Origin of the sequence: Streptosporangium sp. 'caverna', assembly GCF_003203775.1 — a bacterium.
GTDB classification, from domain to species: Bacteria; Actinomycetota; Actinomycetes; order Streptosporangiales; family Streptosporangiaceae; genus Streptosporangium; species Streptosporangium subroseum.
In genome coordinates, this window is sequence record NZ_CP029711.1 from 7,455,570 (window position 1) to 7,473,314 (window position 17,745).

A 17,745-nucleotide genomic window follows, 5' to 3' on the forward strand; every position below is an offset into this window, starting at 1 on the left:
GAGGTGATCACCGAGCAGGACGTCGCCGCCCTCGACAGTGGCTGCGTCCTGCTCGGTTCCGGCGGCGGCGGTCCCAGCGCCACGATGGCGACGCTGCTGCGGCAGCGGCTCCGCGCGGCCCCGGTGCCGTTCCTGGCGGTCGCCGGCCTCCCCCGTGACGCCGTGGTCGTGCCGATCGGGTTCATCGGGTCGACCGGGCTGCTGGACGAGAAACTCCCCTCCGGCGGCGAGCTGGACGAGGCGATCGAGGTGGTGGCCCGCTGGAGCGGCGTCCGGGTGGACGCGGTCATGTCCCTGGAGGCGGGCGGCGTCAACGGGCTCGCCGCGTTCTGCTGCGGACGGCCGGTGGTGGACGCCGACCTCATGGGACGGGCCTTCCCCAGGCTCGGCCACATGTCCACCTCGCGGGCGAACGTGGCCGCCGGGCCGTACGCGATGGTGGACGCCGCGGGCCGGACCACGGTCATGGACCGGTGCGACCCCGACGCGGCAGAACGGATGATCCGCGGCGCGCTGGCGGCGAGCGGCGGGTGGGCCGCGTTCGCGCACTGGCCGATCCGCGCCGCGGACCTCCCCGGGCAGGCGATCGTCGGCAGCCTCTCGCGGGCGCTCGGTCTCGGGCGCACCATGCTGTCGCTGCCGGGGCGCGCACCGCGTGCGGCGGCCCTCGGCGGCAGGCTCGCCGGGACCGGGCGGGTCGTCGAGGTGGACAGGCGCCCGAGCGGACGCGGCACCGTGACGGTCCTGGACCACGGTGGAGCCGTGCTGCGCGTGGAGATGGAGAACGAGTACCAGGTCGTGTTCCGGGACGGCGTGCCGGTGGCGACCACCCCCGACGTGCTCTGCCTGCTGGAGTCGCGGACCGGGGCGCCGATCGCCTGCCACAAGATACGGCCCGGACACCGGGTCGAGGTCGTCCAGCTGGCATCCCCCGCTCTCTGGCGCCGGCCTGACCGCCTCGCCCAGGTCTCCCCCACGGCGTTCGGCATCGAGATCCCCCCGTGCCTGCTGGAGGACGGCGACGCCGACGGCCGGGGCCCCACCGGAGACGACCCGTCGCACCGGAACGGCACATCGAGTGGAGACAGCCTGCTGCACCGGGACGGCTCACCACGCGGAGACAACCTGCCGTGCCAGGACGGTTCACCGTACGGAGGCGGCCTGGCGTGCCAGGACGGCACATCACGCGGAGACGACCTGCCTCACCGGGACGACCTGCCGGACGGAGAGGGCCGATGATCATCGCTGATCTGTTCGTCCGGGCCCCGCTGGTCGCACTCGCGGGGGAGATCGCGACGGAACGCCAGGTCACCGGCGTGCGCGTGGCGGCGAGAACGGCCGGCGCGACCCTCTCCCCCGGGGAGTTGCTCGTCCTGCTGGATCCCGACCGCACCGCCTGGCGACTGGACGCCGAGCTGAGCCGGGCGGCCGAGGCCGGGGCCGCCGGGCTGCTGGTTCCGGGGACCGAACCGCTGCTGCGCAGCACGGTCCTGCTCGCCGACCGGTTGGAGATGCCCGTACTCGGCTGCCGGGAGGATCCGCTGGAGACGGCGATGAAGCTGGCCGTGCTGGTCGCCTCCCCCGAGGTGGACGTGGCACGGCGGGTTCTCGCGGCACATCGGGTTCTCGACGCCGGCGCGACCGCCCTCGCGGAGATGCGCGACCGGACGAGCGCGGTCCTGGGAACCGAGGTCACCGTGCTGGCGAGGGACGGGACCGTACTGCTCGGCCCCGCCATACCGGCTCGGGTCAGGACGACCGTCCCGGTGCGTCAGCGGCTGACGGGCGGCGGCGTCGCGGTACCGGTCCTCGCCCCTGACGGCCGGACCCCGGAGCTGTGGCTCGTCACAGGCGGCACGACGGACGAGGCGGCGACCCGAGCGGCCAGGAGCGACCCGGCGAAAGGCATCTCGACGACCCACCCGGCGAAGGACATCACGGTGACCCGACCGGCGAAAGACGACACGACGCCTCGCGTGGCGAAGGACATCTCGGCGACCCGGACGGCGGAGAACGACGCGACCGGCTCGGCCGCGGTGGCCGGCGACGAGGAGGTTCTCGCGGTGGCCGCGGCAGCGGTCCAGCGATCGCTGGCACTGCGCCGGGTGGATGTGGAGCGCGACGCCCGGCGCAGGTCGGGCCTGCTCGGCGAGCTCCTTCAGGCGGGCGACGATCCCGGCCCCTCGCTACGCCGCCGCGCGGCGGAGGCGGGCTGGAGGCTGGACGGCTGGCACACGGGCATCCGCATCGGCGTGAGCCGGTCGGTGGACGTGGTGGCGCTGAGCACCGACGTGGTCTCCGCGCTGGCCGCCGAGGGAGTCGCGGCGGTCGTCGTGGCGGAGGACGACGGCTGGATGGCCTGGGTGACCAACGACACCGAGCCCGGTCCCGGACCGGTGAACCGGCTGGCCGCTCGCGTACGGCAGGCCCAGCGCCGCCTGGCCGACCTCGACCTCCACGTGGGCATGGCCCGGCCCCACCTCGGCCCCGGCGGCATCGCCCGCACCCTGTCCGAGGCTCGCGACGCCGCCCGCCTGGCCGGGTCGCGGGTCGAGACCGGCCGTTTCCTGCACGTCGACCGCCTCGGCCTGGCCCAGCTCCTGCTTGCCTGGACCAGAACCGACACGTTCGTCCCCGCCGCCAAGTCGCTGCTCGCCACCCTGGACTCCGAGCCGGGCGACCTGATCCGGACCCTCACCGTCTATCTCGACGCCGAGTCCTCCCTGATCGAGGCCGCCGCCGTCCTGGGCGTCCACCGCAACACCATCGCCCGGCGGATTGCCAAGATCGGGCAGCTCCTCGGCGTCGACCTCACCGACCCCGACACCCGCCTGGCCCTCCACCTCGCCTGCCGCGTCGCACGCATCTGAGCCGCGCGTCGGAGCAGGAAACCACCCGTCCCGCGCCACGCGGCCTCGCCATCCGTGAGAGGCCGCCCGTCCGAAGCCACACAGCCTCGCCATCCGTGGGAAGCCACCCGTCCGGAGCCATGCGACCTCGCCATCCGGCGACAGGGGTCGCCCTGGACGACGGCCACGGGTGAAGACCCGCGGGGGTCAGCTCGCGGGGGCGACCACGCGGATCTCGAAGCCGTCACCGGTCACGACCTGCCCCGTACGGATTTTGCAGGTCTTGCGGAGCTCGATCTCACCGTCCACCATGACGTTGCCATCGGCGATGAAATGCTTGGCCTGGCCGCCCGTGTCGGCGACGCCGCAATATTTGAGCAGGTCACACAGTGGGATGTACTCGGTTTCCAGCTCAAAGGTCTCGTTCACGACCCAGAGTTTAGATCCCGCCGGTCAAGGTGCCGCGCATCCGCAGGACATGCGGGACCACGACGAGGTTGGATGCCCCGCATCCGCAGGGCTTAGGAGACGAGGGCGGGGTTCGGATGCCACGCATACGCAGGACGTGCGGAGCGAGGTTCGAGCCCCATGCATACACAGGACGTGCGGAGCGGGGTTCAGATGCCGCGCATTCGCAGAACGTGCAGGGCGAGGGTGAGGTTCAGCCGTAGATGTGCGTCCTCGGTGAAGCTGCCCAGCATCCTTTCGAGCTTGCCGATCCGGTATCGCAGCGTGTTGTAGTGGAAGTGCAGCCGCCTGGCCGTCTCGGCGACGTTGAGGTTGGTCTCCAGCAGCACCTGCAGGGTCCGGCGCAGGTCCGCGTTCTCCGCGTCGGCGTCGGAGGCGAGCGAGCCGAGCGTCTCGCGGACGAAGGAGTGCAGCTCGGCGGTGTCGTTCACCAGGGACAGCAGGCGGTAGACGCCGAGCTGGTCGAAGTGGGCGACCGCGCCGTGGCCGTGGAGCTGGCGGCCCACCCTGGCCGCCTTCAACGCCTGGCCGTACGCCTCGGGCAGGGCCTCCGCCCCGACGGCGATGCGGCTGGCACCGGTGGAGAAGGTGGCGGGCAGGCATTCGGCGAAGGCGGTGGCGGCGTCCCTGGCCAGGCGGCCGGCGTCGACGGCGGCGTCCACGATCGTCACGACCTCGTGGGAGAACCCGGCCACCGCGCCGCGCGGGTCGTGGCGGCGCATCGCGGCGGTCCAGCAGGTGACCAGGCGATCCTGGGCCATGCGCTCGTCGCCCTCCGGGTCGAGCTCGGCCACCAGCACGGTGACCGGGCGCTCCAGGTCCCAGCCGAAGGTCTTGGCCCGCGAGGTGACCCGCTCGGAGCCGCCCGCCCGCCCGGTGAGCACGTCACGCAGGAAGTCCGCGCGATATTTGCTCTCGACCGCGGTGACCGCCTCCTGCCGCGTCACCACCAGTGCGGCGACCGTGGCGGCACGTTCCAGGATGCCGATGTCGCTATCGCCGATCGACCCGACCGGGCCGCAGGCGACGATCCGGCCGTGGTGGTGCCCACCTGCGACGACGGGAACCGAGGTGTGGCGTCCTTCGGGGGCGTCGCGCAGCGCGGCCACATACTCGGCGGGCCCGGCGGAGGCCAGCATCTGGCCCGCTCCGTCCAGCACGGCCACCGCCACGTCGAGCAGCCCGGCGACCTCGGCCGCCACCTCGCGCAGCCCTCCACCGGCGAGCACGACCTGGACCAGCGCCCGGTGTGCCTCCTCGGCCCTGGCCATCACGGCGGCCTGACGGTTGAGGATGTCGGTCAGGACCTGGTTCAGGATGTCGTCGAAGCCGACGTCGTCCGGAAGCTGGATCAGCGGGAAGCCCAGCCGGTCCGCCTGCTCCACCATCTCCGGCGGCAGCCGGTCCAGATAGCGGCCGAGCTTGATCGCCAGCGCCGCCAGGCCGCGCTCGTCCAGGTCGATCACCAGCCGGTCGAGCGACTGGGGGGTGTTGCGCAGCGGGTAGCCGGTGGTGAGCAGCAGCTCGTGAGGCTTCACCCAGGCGAGGATGTCCGGGACCTCCATCACGTTGAGCCGCTGCACGATCCGGCCCAGTCCCCGCTCCCCCGCGATCAGCCGGGCTCCGGCCAGCGTGGAGACGCCGAGGACCTCTCCGACGGCGACTCCGTGGATGATCGTGCCGGTGCTGGCCAGACGCACGGGGGGTTCCATGAGGTGATTGTGACTGATGCACCCGTCTGTCAGGAAGAGCCAACCTTTAGCCAGACTGTTGGCATCTTTCTCCGTACGGCCTGGATCCATGCCCGTTCTACCGTCACCTCAAGGGATAGGGGTGTCCGTGAGCGAGCTCAGCGAGCGAACCGCTGGAAAAGGGCCTGGAAGAAGCACTGTCACAGCACGGGGCCTGGCAAAGGTGACCACATGACCGTTGGAACGCGTCCGAGGGCTCCGCGCGCGCACGTGCGGACACACGGGACCGGTGCGGTCAGCACGGCGCTGCGCCAGATGCTGGAGACGCCCCGCCGCCCCGCGCGAGTGCTGGCGGCCTTCCCCTCCGGGATCTACCTGGAGGTCCGCACGGAGCTCGAACCACACGTGATCGCGGTGGTGACCGGGGACGCCACCCGCCTGCCCAACGCGATGGTGGTCACCGGCTCGATGCCGCAGGTCGCCGTGGGCGACGAGGCCTCCGTCGGCGACGGCTCGATCGAGATCGGACGGCTCAGCCTGCGGGCCCACCGCTGGTGGAACCCTGCCCCGACGCTCGGGCCCGTGGATCCCGTACGGCTGGCCCGCTCGCTGCCCGTGCTGGCCGAACTGTGCGACCGCTCACCGAGGCGTCCGGGGCTGGAGGGCAACCGTGCCGCCGACCTGCTGACCGAGGGATGCGCCGAGGCCTCGCTGCTGAAGAGCGTCACGGCCGCCGAGCAGCTGGTGGGCCTGGGTCCCGGACTCACCCCGAGCGGTGACGACGTGCTCGCCGGGCTGCTGGTCGCGCTACGTCACCTGGGCACGGCGGCCGGGGTGAGCAGGGCCGTCTGGCTGGCCGACTGGCTGGCCGCCGCGGTCACCTTCGACGCCCGCGGCAGGACCACCCCCATCTCGGCGACGTTGCTGCACTGCGCGGCCAGGGGCGAGGCCAGCGGCGAGGTGCTGGCCGTACTGCGAGGCATGGCCGGACGGCAGTCCCTGGAGCCCGCGCTGCACCGCCTGCTCCAGCTCGGCCACACCTCGGGAGCGGACCTGGCCTGCGGACTGCGCATCGGCCTGGCCGCGGTCATCAACCTGGAGGGCGGGGGCAGTTGAGCACCGATGTGGTCCAGATGCGCACGGGCGTCTATCACCTGGAGGGCGGGGGCAGTTGAGCACCGATGTGGTCCGGATACGCACGGGCGTCTATCACGACTCGGTGAGCCTGATGCGGGTCAGCCAGGCACTCACCGCGCTGCCGGGGGTGCAGGTCGCGGTGGTGGCGATGGCCACCGAGCTCAACCGCGACATCGCCACCGAGCTGGGCTTCGACCTCCCCCAGACCGGCCCCGCCGATCTGCTGATCGCGCTGCGGAGCAGCGGTTCCGACGTGCTGGAGTCCGCCGACGCCGAGCTGGAGCGACTGCTGACCGGGCTCGCCGGCCGGGCGACGGGCGCGACCGCGTCCGAGCGGCCACCGCGCACCGTGCGCGCCGCCGCCCGCGGCCACGACGCCACGCTGGCACTGGTCTCGGTGCCGGGCCCGTACGCGTTCGCCGAGGCGATGGACGCGGTCGAGGCCGGCCTGTCCGTGATGATCTTCAGCGACAACGTGCCGGTCGAGCAGGAGGTGCTCCTCAAGAAGCGCGCCGGGGAGCTGGACGTGCTGGTCATGGGCCCCGACTGCGGCACCGCCGTGATCGGCGGGGTCGGCCTCGGCTTCGCGAACGTGCTCCGCCCCGGCCCCGTCGGCGTGGTGGCCGCCTCCGGGACGGGGGCGCAGCAGGTGACCTGCCTGCTGGACCTGGCGGGCGTGGGGGTCAGCCACGTGCTGGGCGTGGGCGGCAGGGACCTGTCGGCGGACGTGGGCGCGCTGTCCACCCTCCGCGCTCTGGAGGCGCTCGACGCCGACCCGGCGACCGAACTGATCATCCTGATCTCCAAGCCCCCGGCTCCCGAGGTCGCCGACGTCGTACGGGAAGCCGTCTCGAAGCTCGGAACACCGGTGGTGACCGCGCTGCTCGGCCCCGGCCAGGGCGACCTGACGGCCGCCGCCGAGACCGCCCTGCGCACCCTCGGCGTGCCGGTCCCCGAATGGCCTTCGTGGCCCTCCACCGTGCCGAGCCCTCAGGACGAGACCCGTGCTCCCGGCTCTCCCGCCGCCTCCGGTGCCCCAGACTCCGGCGCCCCAGACTCACCCGGTCCTTCCGGTGTCCCCGGCGCCCCGGACCCATCCGGTTCTCCCGGTGTCCCCAGCGCCCCGAACCCATCCGGTTCTCCTGGTGCTCCGGGTGCTTCCGATTCCCCCGGTTCTCCGGGTGCTTCCGCCGCTTCCGGCTCCTCCGGTTCTCCCGGAAGGACGCTGCGGGGCATCTACTCGGGGGGAACCCTGTGCGTGGAGGCCCGGCTGATCGCCGGAACCGGGGAGTTCACCGACTTCGGCGACGACGCCTACACCCGCGGCCGGCCCCATCCGATGATCGACCCGTCGCTCCGCCTGGAGGCCCTGGCCGAGGTGCCGCCGGGCGCGGTCGTACTGCTCGACGTGGTGCTCGGGCACGGCGCCGACCCCGATCCCTCGGTACGGCTCACACCCGCGATCACCGCGGCCGTCGCCAGGGGGGTTCCGGTGGTCGTCGTGCTGGTCGGCTCCTCCGGTGACCCCCAGGGGCTGAACGCCCAGGCCGAGGCGTTGCACGCGGCCGGGGCCACCGTGTTCACGTCCAACGCGCGGGCCGCCCGCTACGCGGCCGATGTCGTCGCGACCGCCCTGTGACCCACCGCATGGCCCACCATCGCTCGACGACCCGCCATCGGATGCCCGAGGCCGGTCGCGAACGCTCCGTGACCCGTCACCGCTCGATGACCCGCCACCGGATGCCCGAGGCCGGCGGTCATCAGGCCGGAAGCCACTCCTCCCCGCTCAGGACCCCGTTCAGGACCCCGTTCAGGACCCCGTTCAGGACCCCGCCCAGGACCGGAGCAGCGGTGGCTCCCGGTCCTGAGCGGAGTCACCGTTCCCCGCTCAGGAGTCGTCGATGACGTTGCCCATGCTCTCCGGCGAGCCGGAAGTGATCACTGTCGGCGCCGACGTGCTCGGCGAGGCGCTGGACGCGCAGGCCGTACCCAGGGTGAGGGTGGACTGGCGTCCGCCGATGCCCGGCACCGACGATGACCTGGCCCGTGTGCTGGCCGATCCGCGCAGGGCCGGTGCCAACGAGACCGCCGTGGGCCGGCTGCTGTCCGCGCGGCCCCAGCTCGTCGGGGTACGGCCGGCGCACGAGGTGCTCGACCTGCCGAAGGGCACGTTCCTGCACGCCGGGCCGCCGATCGACTGGGAACGGGCGTCGGGCCCGATGCGTGGCGCGCTCATCGGGGCGATGCTGCTGGAGGGGCTGGCCGCCGACGCCGAGGAGGCCGAGGAGCGGCTGGCCGCCGGGCAGGCGCGGCTGGACTCCTGCCACCATCACCGGACCGTCGGCCCCATGGCGGGCGTCGTCACCCCGTCGATGTGGATGTTCGAGGTCCGTGACGCCGAGCACGGCGGCACCGCCTACTGCTCGCTCAACGAAGGTCTGGGCAAGGTGCTGCGGTACGGCGCCTACGGCCCCGAGGTGCTGGAGCGGCTGCGCTGGATGGGCGAGGTGCTCGGCCCCGTGATGCGGGCCACCCTGGACAAGCTGGGACCGCTGGACCTCACGTCGCTGATCGCGCAGGCCCTGCAGATGGGCGACGAGCTGCACAACCGCAATCGGGCGGCCACCTCGTTGCTGGTGCGTGAGCTGGCCCCCGGAATCGTGGACGCCTCTCCCGGCCACGCGGCCGAGGTCCTGCGTTTCATCAACGGCAACGACCACTTCTTCCTCAACGCGGGCATGGCCGCGTGCAAGGTCAGCACCGACGCCGCCAGGGACGTTCCCGGTTCCACGCTGGTCGTCGCGATGGCCCGCAACGGCACGGATTTCGGCATCCAGGTCTCCGGGCTGGGCGACCGCTGGTTCACCGGCCCCGCGGGCGTGCCCGACGGTCTCTATCTCGGCGCGTACGGCCCGGCCGACGCCAACCCCGACATCGGCGACTCCACGATCACCGAGACGGCGGGCCTGGGCGGCTTCGCGATGGCGGCGGCCCCGGCGATCGTCAGGTTCGTCGGTGGCGACGTGTCGGACGCGATGGCGGCCACCAGGTCGATGTATGAGATCACCCTGGCCGAGCACCCCGCCTACCAGATCCCCGGGCTCGACTTCCGGGGCACTCCGGTCGGCGTCGATGTCACGCTGGTCGCCAGGACGGGTCTGCTCCCCACGGTGAACACCGGCATCGCGGGCCGGGTGGCGGGCACGGGACAGGTGGGCGCGGGTCTGGTGAGCCCGCCCGCCTCGGCCTTTACCTCGGCCCTCGCGGCGCTGGCCGAGGTCGCCGAGCACAACCGCGCATCAGCTATGTGATTCCTGCCAATAAATTGTGACGAAGCCGACAGCGCTCGTATCACGCCGGGACGCATTCACCGACGTCAGCCCCCCACTCGGAAGATCGAATCCGCAGCAAGATCTGCTTCCGATAGATACCGTTATGTGCTTTCTTTACAGGTCAACTTCCGCTAGCGAATGTTATCCCGATATCGTGGCCCACCTCACAAACGGAACTGGTTTAGGGGAACGGGGTCCGATGACCGATCGCTTGCTCGGCAAAGCCCCCCAGGGGCCGGAGGGCGACGGCGCCCCGGGGACGGCGCCGGAAGGCCAGGGCAGGCTGGTGGGCAGACGCTACCGCCTGATGTCACCGGTGGGCCGTGGCGGAATGGGCATGGTGTGGCATGCGCACGACGTCCTGCTCGACCGGGATGTGGCCGTCAAGGAGCTGATCCTCCCCTATGGGATGGATCACGCGGGCAAGCAGGTGGCGCACCAGCGGATGCTGCGCGAGGCCCGCTCGGCGGCGCGGCTCAGTCACCCCGGCATCGTCACCGTCCACGACGTCGTCGAGGAGGACGGCCGCCCCTGGATCGTGATGGAGCTGGTCCGCGCCTGGTCCCTGGAGCAGGCCGTACGGCAGAGCGGGCCGCTGCCCGTGGTCCAGACCGCCGAGATCGGTGTCCGGGTGCTCGACGCGCTCCGCCACGCCCACGCCGCCGGGATCATGCACCGCGACGTCAAGCCCGGCAACGTGCTGCTCACCTCCGACCGGGTGATCCTCACCGACTTCGGCATCGCCGCCATAGAGGGTGACTCCACCATCACCCAGGCCGGCATGCTCATGGGCTCCCCCGCCTACATCCCGCCGGAGCGACTGTCCGGCCAGCGGATCACGCAGGCCGCCGACCTGTGGTCCTTCGGCGCCACGCTGTACGCGGCGGTCGAGGGACGCCCGCCGTACGAGGGCTCCGACTCGATGGCCGTGCTCGGCGCGATCCTCACCCAGGAGCCCACCCGCCCGCAACGGGCGGGGGCCCTGGTCGCGGTCCTCGAGGGACTGCTCCGCAAGAACCCCGCCGACCGGATGTCCGCCGCCCAGGTGTCGGACCTGCTGGACCGGATACTGCTCAGCCACGGCTCCAGCACCCCGAACCGGGCGCGCCCGCCGCACCCTCCGGCGATGCCGCCCCCCGGCGAGCCCGTGCCGATGCACATGATGCCCCCGCTGGAGTCGCCGTCCGGCCCGATGCCCTCGCGGATCATCGAAACGCCCTCGGGCCCGGTGCGGGTGCCCTACGACCCCGCGGCCAGCTCGTCGGGCGGTTACCCGATGCCCTACGACGCGCTGTCCAGCCCCTCGGGCACGCACCGCACGGACCAGCTGGCCGCGCCCCATCCGTCCATGTACTCCGCGCCTCCGATGGGCGGCCCGCCGAACGACGTCTCCAGTCCGTCCGGCGGGCACCAGCGCGGCTACGACTCGCTGCGCATCCCCACGGCCGGCCTCGAACGCAACGTGCCCGACGCGCCGTCCGACTCCTCGGGTGGCTTCCCCGGCAACGCCTCCGGCGCCGGACTGTGGCCCACCGCGGCCCCATCCGCCCCGGTCCGTCGCGACAGCGCGCAGGACTCCCAGAGCCTGACCTCGCCCGGCCGGTCCGGCGACCGCAGGAGCCGCCGTCTCACGAACGACGGAGGCCGGAACCGCGACGGCCGCCCGCGACTTCGCCTGCTGCTGCTCGGCGGCGTCGGGGTGCTGGCCGTCCTGGTCATCGTGCTGCTCGTCTTCCTGCCCGGCGACGACGCCACGGACACCGCGACCACCGCGGTTCCCTCCCCGGCGAGCTCCGCGACCGCCGGTGCCGAGCCGCCGTCGGAGGAGCCCGGCGAGGTCCCGGACGGGTTCAAGGCGCTGGAAGCGGGAGGGGTCTCCGGCGCGGTGCCCGAGGGCTGGACGGTGAAGACGGGGACCGGCGGAGCCATCGTCTTCTCCGAGCCGAAGACCGGCGGGCAGAACATCGTCGTCACCAAGGTCCCCGTCGCCGACCCCGTGACCGCGCTCGGCCGGGCCGACAAGGAGGGCCTGGAGGAGTACATCGAGGTCGGCGTGACGGCGGTGCCGTACCGCGCGTGGAAAGCCGCCGACTGGGAGTACACCTACTCCCAGTCCAACGGCGTCCCCATGCACGGGCTGACCCGCTACGTCGCCGTCAGCGGCCAGACCGCCTACGAGATCACCTTCAGGGCGCAGGATCTCGAGTGGGAGAAGAGCTCGGACGTCCTGGACACCTTCTTCAGCACGTTCACCCTGACCGGCTGAACGATCCTCGGCCAGCCGGCCCCGGCGGAATAATCCTCCCGGTTGTGTCACGAGTGATGGCAGACTTCACTCGTGACCATGACTCCGGCGAACCCCGATGTCTCCTCCGGAGATGTGATGTCGATCGCCGCCGTGCAGCGGCGGACACTCGCCGTCCTGTCCGCCACGCAGATCTCCAGCGGGATCGGAGTCGCCGTCGGGCTCTCCCTCAGCTCGCTGGTCGTCGCCAGGCTCTCGGGCTCGACGGCGATCAGCGGACTGGCCGGAACCGCGACGGTGCTGGGCGCCGCCCTGCTCGCGCTGCCCACCGCCAGGACCTCCGGCGGGAGCGGACGCCGGGCCGGGCTGACCCTGGCCTACGGGTGCGCCCTGATCGGCTCCCTGATCGCGGCGCTCGCCATCTCCCTGGCCTCGTGGCCGCTGCTGCTGGGCGGCCTGGTGCTGTTCGGCGGGGCCAGCGCGGGCAACCTGGCCTCCCGCTACTCCGCGACCGACCTGTCTCCCCCCGGGCACTCGGCCCGGCACCTGTCGTGGGTGGTGTGGGCGGGCACGATCGGCGCGGTCGCCGGTCCGAACCTCACGGGACCGGCCGAGCATCTCGGCCGCGCGTTCGGCCTGGCCCCGGACACCGGGCCCTTCGTCCTCGCCCTGCTCACCTTCGCGGTCGCGCTGGTCATCCTCGGAATCGCCCTGCGCCCCGACCCGCTGCTGCTGGCCCGCTCGGCCGCGCTCGCCGCGTCGCCCCCCACCCCGCCGCCTCCCACCGCACCGGCCTCCGCGGCGCGGGCCCTCCCCGGACGGGACCCGGCCGCGTCCGCCCTCAACCCGTCGGACTCCACCGCGGCAGCCCCCTCCACGTCGGCTCTCGACGCACCGGCCCCGGCCGCGCCGGCCTCCACCGCGAAGGGCGAGGGCACGCTGCGCACCGCCTGGCGGGCCCTGCGCGATACGCCGGTCGCGCGGCGGGCGCTCATCACGATCGCGGTCAGCCACACCGCCATGGTGTCGGTCATGTCCATGACCCCGGTCCACCTCGACCACGGCGGCGCGACCTACACGGTCATCGGCATCGTGATCAGCCTGCACATCGCCGGGATGTACATCTTCTCCCCCGTGGTCGGCTGGCTGGCCGACCGGATCGGCCGGATCCAGGTGACGATGCTCGGCATGTGCCTGCTGCTGGCCGCCGCCGTCCTGGCGGGCGGGGCGGGACCGCACGACGTCGTACAGGTGACCGCCGGTCTGTCGCTGCTCGGCGTCGGCTGGTCCTGCGGGCTGATCTCCGGGTCGGCGATGCTCAGCGAGGCCGTTCCGCTGCGGCACCGCCCCGCCGTGCAGGGTCTGTCGGACCTGACGATGAACATCTGCGGCGCGACCGGCACGGTGGTCGCCGGAGTGATCGTCGGCAACCTGTCCTACGGCGTGCTCGGCGCGGCCGTGGCGGTCATGGTGACGATCACCGGGGTGTGGCTGGCGGTGACCGGGAACATCGGATCACGACGCTAGTACGGCAGGTAGTAGCTGAGCACGTCGGCGGTGAGCGGCGGGAAGAGCGCCCGGAACAGCTCGCCGTCAGAGCCGGAGTAGACGTCGGGCCGCATCCGGGACAGCCCGTCGATCCCGTGCGGGCCGAACAGCAGCGCGGGCAGGTGGTCGGGTGCCACCCCGGCGCCGCCCACGACCCCTGGCGCCTGCATCGCACCGCCGGCGGTGACCGCGCCGAGGTGGTCGGCGAGGACCGGGATCCGGTAGTGGGCGCCGAACGTGGAAACGTGGAGACGACGACGTCGCGGCCGGTACGGTCGATCCCGGCCGCGGCCAAACGGCGCCACAGCACCGGCCGCAACCGGTCCAGCAGCGCTGCCACGTCCGGGATCCGGATGTAGTACTGCTCCGCCTGCGTCCGCCGCCCGTCGGCGAGAGACCCGTGCCACGCCGCCGCGGCCACGGTGCCCGCCCGCTCGACGACCCGTACCTGCCCGCCGGGCGTGAGGGCTGCGACGCCACGGAGCAGCTCCCGCGCCGCCGCCTCGTCGAGCGCGGCGGCCTCGGCCAGGAGCACCTCGTCATCCGGCGGCGTGGTACGCCCGGTGGCGACGACACCGCCGTCGCGCTCCACCACCCAGACGGTGCTCGCCTCGTGGGCCAGCAGCCACCGCCAGCACGCCGCCGAGTGCGGCATGGCCACGTCGAACCGGCTCTGCGTCAGGTCCTGCAGCTCCGCCATCGCCGGGATGTCCGCAGGCAGGGCGGCCCGCAACGCCGGTGCCCCGTCGTCGGCCGGTACGGTGCGCACGGCCCGCACGGGCGGTATGTCGACGGCGTACTCGTAACCGAACAGGCGGTAGAAGTACGGGATTCCGATCATCGCCTGTACGACGTGGCCCCGGGCGGCGGAGCGGTCGTGCGCCCACCGCATGAGCTCTCGTACGAGCCCGCGCCCTTCGTACTCCCGGTCCGTGGCGACCAGCTCGACCTGTCCGGCGGGGAGCCGCACCCCGGCGATGCGCAGTTCCTCGTCGAGGAGCGTCGCGGTGGAGACGACCCGGTCGCCGTCGACCACCACGGCGCAGGCCGGCCAGCCGGCGTCGGGATCCGTCACGACCAGCCGGTGGTCGAGGGTGTCGTCGGGCTCGCCTCGTTCGGCGAGGAGCGCGCCGATCTGCTCGATGTCCGCCGGGCGCGCCTCTCTCAGGACGAGGCCATCAGCCAACGGGACGGGCGATGAAGGGGCAGCCGCGATCATTCCGGGACTATTTCACCGCCCGAGCAACTCGTCCATGGGTTTCTTCGCCGTCCGAGCGACCCGTCCCCGGCGGTTCACTTGGCGTCGGCGTAACACCGCACCGCGACGGCCTCCATCGGGAAAAGCACCGGGGTCGGCCCGAACAGCAGCCTGGTCGCCTCCTCGGCGGCCCTGCCGACCGCCACGACGACCTCCTCGGCCGCCTCGGCGGGGCAGTGCACCATCACCTCGTCGTGCTGGAAGAACACCAGCCTGGCCGCGTCGGGCAGCAGCCCGCGCAGCACGGCCATCAGCGTGAGCGCCCACTCGGCCGCCGTCGCCTGGACGACGAAGTTTCGGGTGAAGCGGCCCCGGTCACGGGCCGCCCGGTTCCCGTCGGGACCGGAGACCAGCTCCCGCCAGCGGGCCGAGGGCGGCGGGCAGGTGCGGCCCAGCCAGGAACGGACCAGCTTGCCCTCCTCCCCCGACCGGGCGGCGTCCTCCACGAACTGGTAGGCGCGGGGGAAGCGCTGCCGCATGACGGCCAGCAACTTGGGCGCGTCTCCGCTGGTCCCGCCGTACATCGCCGACAGCATGGCGATCTTGGCGTTGTCGCGCTCGCCGCCGAACGGCTGGGCCAGCGCCTGGTAGAGGTCGATCTGCCCGGCGGCCCTGGCCAGGCCGCCGTCACCGGCCATCGCGGCCAGGACCCGGGGCTCCAGCTGGGCCGCGTCGGCGACCACGAGCGTCCAGCCCTCGTCGGCCACCACGACCTTGCGCATCACCTTGGGGATCTGCAGCGCGCCGCCGCCGTTGGTGGCCCACCGGCCCGACACGACGCCACCCACCACGTATTCGGGCCGGAAGCGGTGGTCGCGGACCCACTGGTCGGCCCAGACCCAGCCGTGGAAGCTGTAGATCCTGGCCAGCTCCTTGTAGGCGAGCAGGGGCGCGACGCCCGGGTGGTCCACCTGCTTGATCTCGTGGGCCCGGGTGGAGGCGACGGGCACGCCCGCCAGTTTGAAGGCCTTGACGATCTGCTGCGGGGAGTCGGGGTTGAACGCCATGCCGAAGGCCGCCGACACCTGGTCGGCCAGTGCCTGGAGCTTGGACGGCCGCATGCCGTGCACCGGGCGCGGACCGAGCAGGCCGGTCAGCAGCTCGTCGTGCACGTCCTGCCGCCAGGGCATGCCCTCGTGCTCCATCTCCCCGGCGATCAGCGCTCCGGCCGACTCGGCGGCGACCAGCAGCCGGAACCGGTGCGGGTCGGCGACGGCCTCGATCCGCCGGAGCTGGTCGGCGTGGACCTCCGCGACCAGATCGGCGTCGGGCGGCGGCGCCTCCTCCTCGAAGAGCGTGGCCTGCCGCGCCTGCGGCCCCTGGTGCTCCTCGAGCACCGGGAGGCCGTGCAGCCGGGCGTGCGCGGCCTGGGCCGACCGGGGCTCGCCGTAGCGCCCCTCGTATCCGAGGAGCAGGCCCTCGGTCAGCGCCAGGTCGTGGCAGCGCGCCAGCCGCACGCCGGCGCCGAGGAGCGCGGGGTAGATCTCCCGCGTGTCCGTCCAGACCCAGCGCGGGTGGCTGGTCTCCTCCAGCTCCCGCACCGCCGCCGCCAGGTCGGTGACGGACCTGGCGTCCCGGCCCTCGGGACGCAGGACCCCTCCGCCATCGGGACCGGCCGCGACTGCCACATGCATACGTCACAGACTGCCACGAGACACCGACATTCTCGATCAGACGAGCGGAATGACGACCTCGTCTTCGAGCGGGGGTTCGATCTCCTGCGGCAGGCATCCGGTTGCGGCGAAGCAGCGGATCTTCAGGGCCTCCGGCGTCACGGAGATGTGCAGGAAGCTCTTGAAGAACGGCGGGGTGTCCCAGTCGGACAGCTCCGACAGGTAGCGGTGGAAGACCTTGCCCACCGGCAGCCGGAACGGCATCGACCGGCCGCCGAGGATCCGCGCCGCCCACCTCATCCGCGCGGTGATGCGTACGGGCGGGATGTCCCTGGGCGGGGTGTTGCCGATCTGCTCCGACATCAGCGCCACGCCCTCCTCGGGCGTGAGGTAGAGCCAGCGCATGCGCAGCCGCTCGCTGTAGAGCCTGCTGTAGAACGACAGCGAGTCGCCGCGCAGCGGGTAGCACTTGTAGTCGTCCTCGTGGAGGCCGCCGACCGTGACCCTGGGGGTGGTGTGGGTGGCGTGCATGAAGGCCCCGGAGCCGCCCGCCACGAAATACTGGATCGTCCGATCGCCCACCTTGATCGGGAAGCGCTGGTAGTTGTGCACGTCGCCGCCTATCGCCGCGACGTAGTTGTTCGCGGGGTCGACGACGATGTCGTCGATCGTGCCGCCGCCGTCGAGCGCGGACGGCTTGTAGTCGTTACGGGTGTAGATGGGCTTGCCCGTGATCAGCACCTTGGGCCGGGGGTCCCGGGAGACCTCGCGCAGCCAGTCGGCCTGCTCCCGATCGAGGTCGCCGCGGATCCCGGTGTCCACGCCCACGATGAGCAGGCCGGGAGTCTCCATCGCCCAGTACGGGGCGGGCTGCACGACCTGCTGCTCGGGCAGCGCCCTGCGCTCGCGCGCCTTGACCAGCCGGTCCTCGTCGATCGTCTCCGGCTTGCGCCAGAGCAGCCCGCGCAGTCCCGAGGGCGACAGCTTGAACCCCTGGCGCTCCGCCTTCAGCGCGGGGGCGTCGCAGAAGACGCGCATGAAGCCGCCGAGCCCGTCGTACCAGTCGTGGTTGCCGGGGATCGCGTATATCGGCGCCCGATAGTCCTGGTAGGGACGGAAGAACTTGTCCTCATACTCGTTCGCGGACCCGGTGGGATAGATCACGTCGCTGGCGACGACGGCGAAGGCGGTGTCCTGGCCCAGTTTGAGCATGCCCGGCACCACGGCGTACTGCGAGGCGTCGCCCTCCCCCGTGTCGCCGAGGACCAGGAAGGAGAACTCGGGGCCGACGTCCATCGGGATGCGGAAGGACGGATCGACGCCCCGGTCGCGCTGGGAGCCCACCCAGCGTGCCCGGACCTGCCCGGAGGGGTCGCCGAACAGGGCCGCGAGGACCTCGTTCCTCGACCTCCAGATCGTGCGCGGACTCAACCAGGTGAAGGTCTCCTGGTTGGGCCTCAGATCCTTGAAGGTGCCGACCTGGACACAGGACCAGCCCGCTCCCTCCTCCGAGACCCGGGAGGAGACCTCACGCCCGCGTTCCGCGGCCTGACCGACATCAACCATGACCACATTTTTACCGTCTTTTTAGGATCATGTGCGCC

12 protein-coding genes are annotated in these 17,745 nt (G+C 72.4%); 7 read left to right on the plus strand and 5 right to left on the minus strand.

Annotated features, from left to right (window positions below):
- The first annotated feature begins 3 nt into the window (after window positions 1–3).
- Entirely contained in the window at window positions 4–1,239 is a 1,236-nt protein-coding gene (locus DKM19_RS32555) for a DUF917 domain-containing protein (RefSeq protein ID WP_110701011.1), read from the plus strand.
- Window positions 1,236–2,870, plus strand: a complete 1,635-nt coding sequence (locus DKM19_RS32560; RefSeq protein WP_204358345.1) for a CdaR family transcriptional regulator — start codon at window positions 1,236–1,238, stop codon at window positions 2,868–2,870. Before DKM19_RS32555 ends, DKM19_RS32560 begins: the two co-directional genes overlap by 4 nt.
- Window positions 2,871–3,056: 186 nt before the next feature.
- On the opposite strand, the gene DKM19_RS32565 is transcribed toward DKM19_RS32560, so the two are convergent.
- Complete coding sequence (locus tag DKM19_RS32565) at window positions 3,057–3,278, minus strand: RNA-binding S4 domain-containing protein (protein WP_089206415.1); 222 nt, start codon at window positions 3,276–3,278, stop codon at window positions 3,057–3,059.
- Between the two features lie 188 nt (window positions 3,279–3,466).
- Window positions 3,467–5,029 (minus strand): PucR family transcriptional regulator, encoded by a 1,563-nt coding sequence (locus DKM19_RS32570; RefSeq protein WP_110701012.1) that lies wholly within the window; start codon window positions 5,027–5,029, stop codon window positions 3,467–3,469.
- A 210-nt stretch (window positions 5,030–5,239) separates the two neighbouring features.
- Between DKM19_RS32570 and DKM19_RS32575 the strand changes: the two genes are divergently transcribed.
- The 5 genes from DKM19_RS32575 to DKM19_RS32595 all read left to right on the plus strand — a co-directional run bounded on the left by DKM19_RS32575 (window position 5,240) and on the right by DKM19_RS32595 (window position 13,249).
- A complete protein-coding gene (locus DKM19_RS32575; protein ID WP_110701014.1) occupies window positions 5,240–6,124 on the plus strand; it encodes a DUF2877 domain-containing protein in 885 nt (294 codons plus the stop codon).
- Window positions 6,125–6,179: 55 nt separating this feature from the next.
- Entirely contained in the window at window positions 6,180–7,784 is a 1,605-nt protein-coding gene (locus DKM19_RS32580; RefSeq protein ID WP_204358346.1) for an FdrA family protein, read from the plus strand.
- Between the two features lie 262 nt (window positions 7,785–8,046).
- Window positions 8,047–9,456, plus strand: coding sequence for a DUF1116 domain-containing protein (locus tag DKM19_RS32585; RefSeq protein WP_110701016.1), 1,410 nt, complete (start codon window positions 8,047–8,049; stop codon window positions 9,454–9,456).
- Window positions 9,457–9,676: 220 nt separating this feature from the next.
- Window positions 9,677–11,743 (plus strand): serine/threonine-protein kinase, encoded by a 2,067-nt coding sequence (locus tag DKM19_RS51080; RefSeq protein WP_204358347.1) that lies wholly within the window; start codon window positions 9,677–9,679, stop codon window positions 11,741–11,743.
- Window positions 11,744–11,821: 78 nt separating this feature from the next.
- Window positions 11,822–13,249 carry an MFS transporter gene (locus DKM19_RS32595; protein WP_239514497.1) on the plus strand — a complete coding sequence of 476 codons (1,428 nt, stop codon included), beginning with the start codon at window positions 11,822–11,824 and terminating at the stop codon, window positions 13,247–13,249.
- On the opposite strand, the gene DKM19_RS32600 is transcribed toward DKM19_RS32595, so the two are convergent.
- The 3 genes from DKM19_RS32600 to DKM19_RS32610 all read right to left on the minus strand — a co-directional run bounded on the left by DKM19_RS32600 (window position 13,200) and on the right by DKM19_RS32610 (window position 17,707).
- Window positions 13,200–14,456, minus strand: coding sequence for a GNAT family N-acetyltransferase (locus tag DKM19_RS32600; RefSeq protein WP_204358348.1), 1,257 nt, complete (start codon window positions 14,454–14,456; stop codon window positions 13,200–13,202). The genes DKM19_RS32595 and DKM19_RS32600 overlap by 50 nt on opposite strands.
- 107 nt (window positions 14,457–14,563) lie before the next feature.
- Window positions 14,564–16,162 carry a bifunctional 3'-5' exonuclease/DNA polymerase gene (locus DKM19_RS32605; protein WP_110701020.1) on the minus strand — a complete coding sequence of 533 codons (1,599 nt, stop codon included), beginning with the start codon at window positions 16,160–16,162 and terminating at the stop codon, window positions 14,564–14,566.
- Between the two features lie 36 nt (window positions 16,163–16,198).
- Window positions 16,199–17,707 carry a metallophosphoesterase gene (locus tag DKM19_RS32610; protein ID WP_110706158.1) on the minus strand — a complete coding sequence of 503 codons (1,509 nt, stop codon included), beginning with the start codon at window positions 17,705–17,707 and terminating at the stop codon, window positions 16,199–16,201.
- Window positions 17,708–17,745 lie beyond the last annotated feature (38 nt).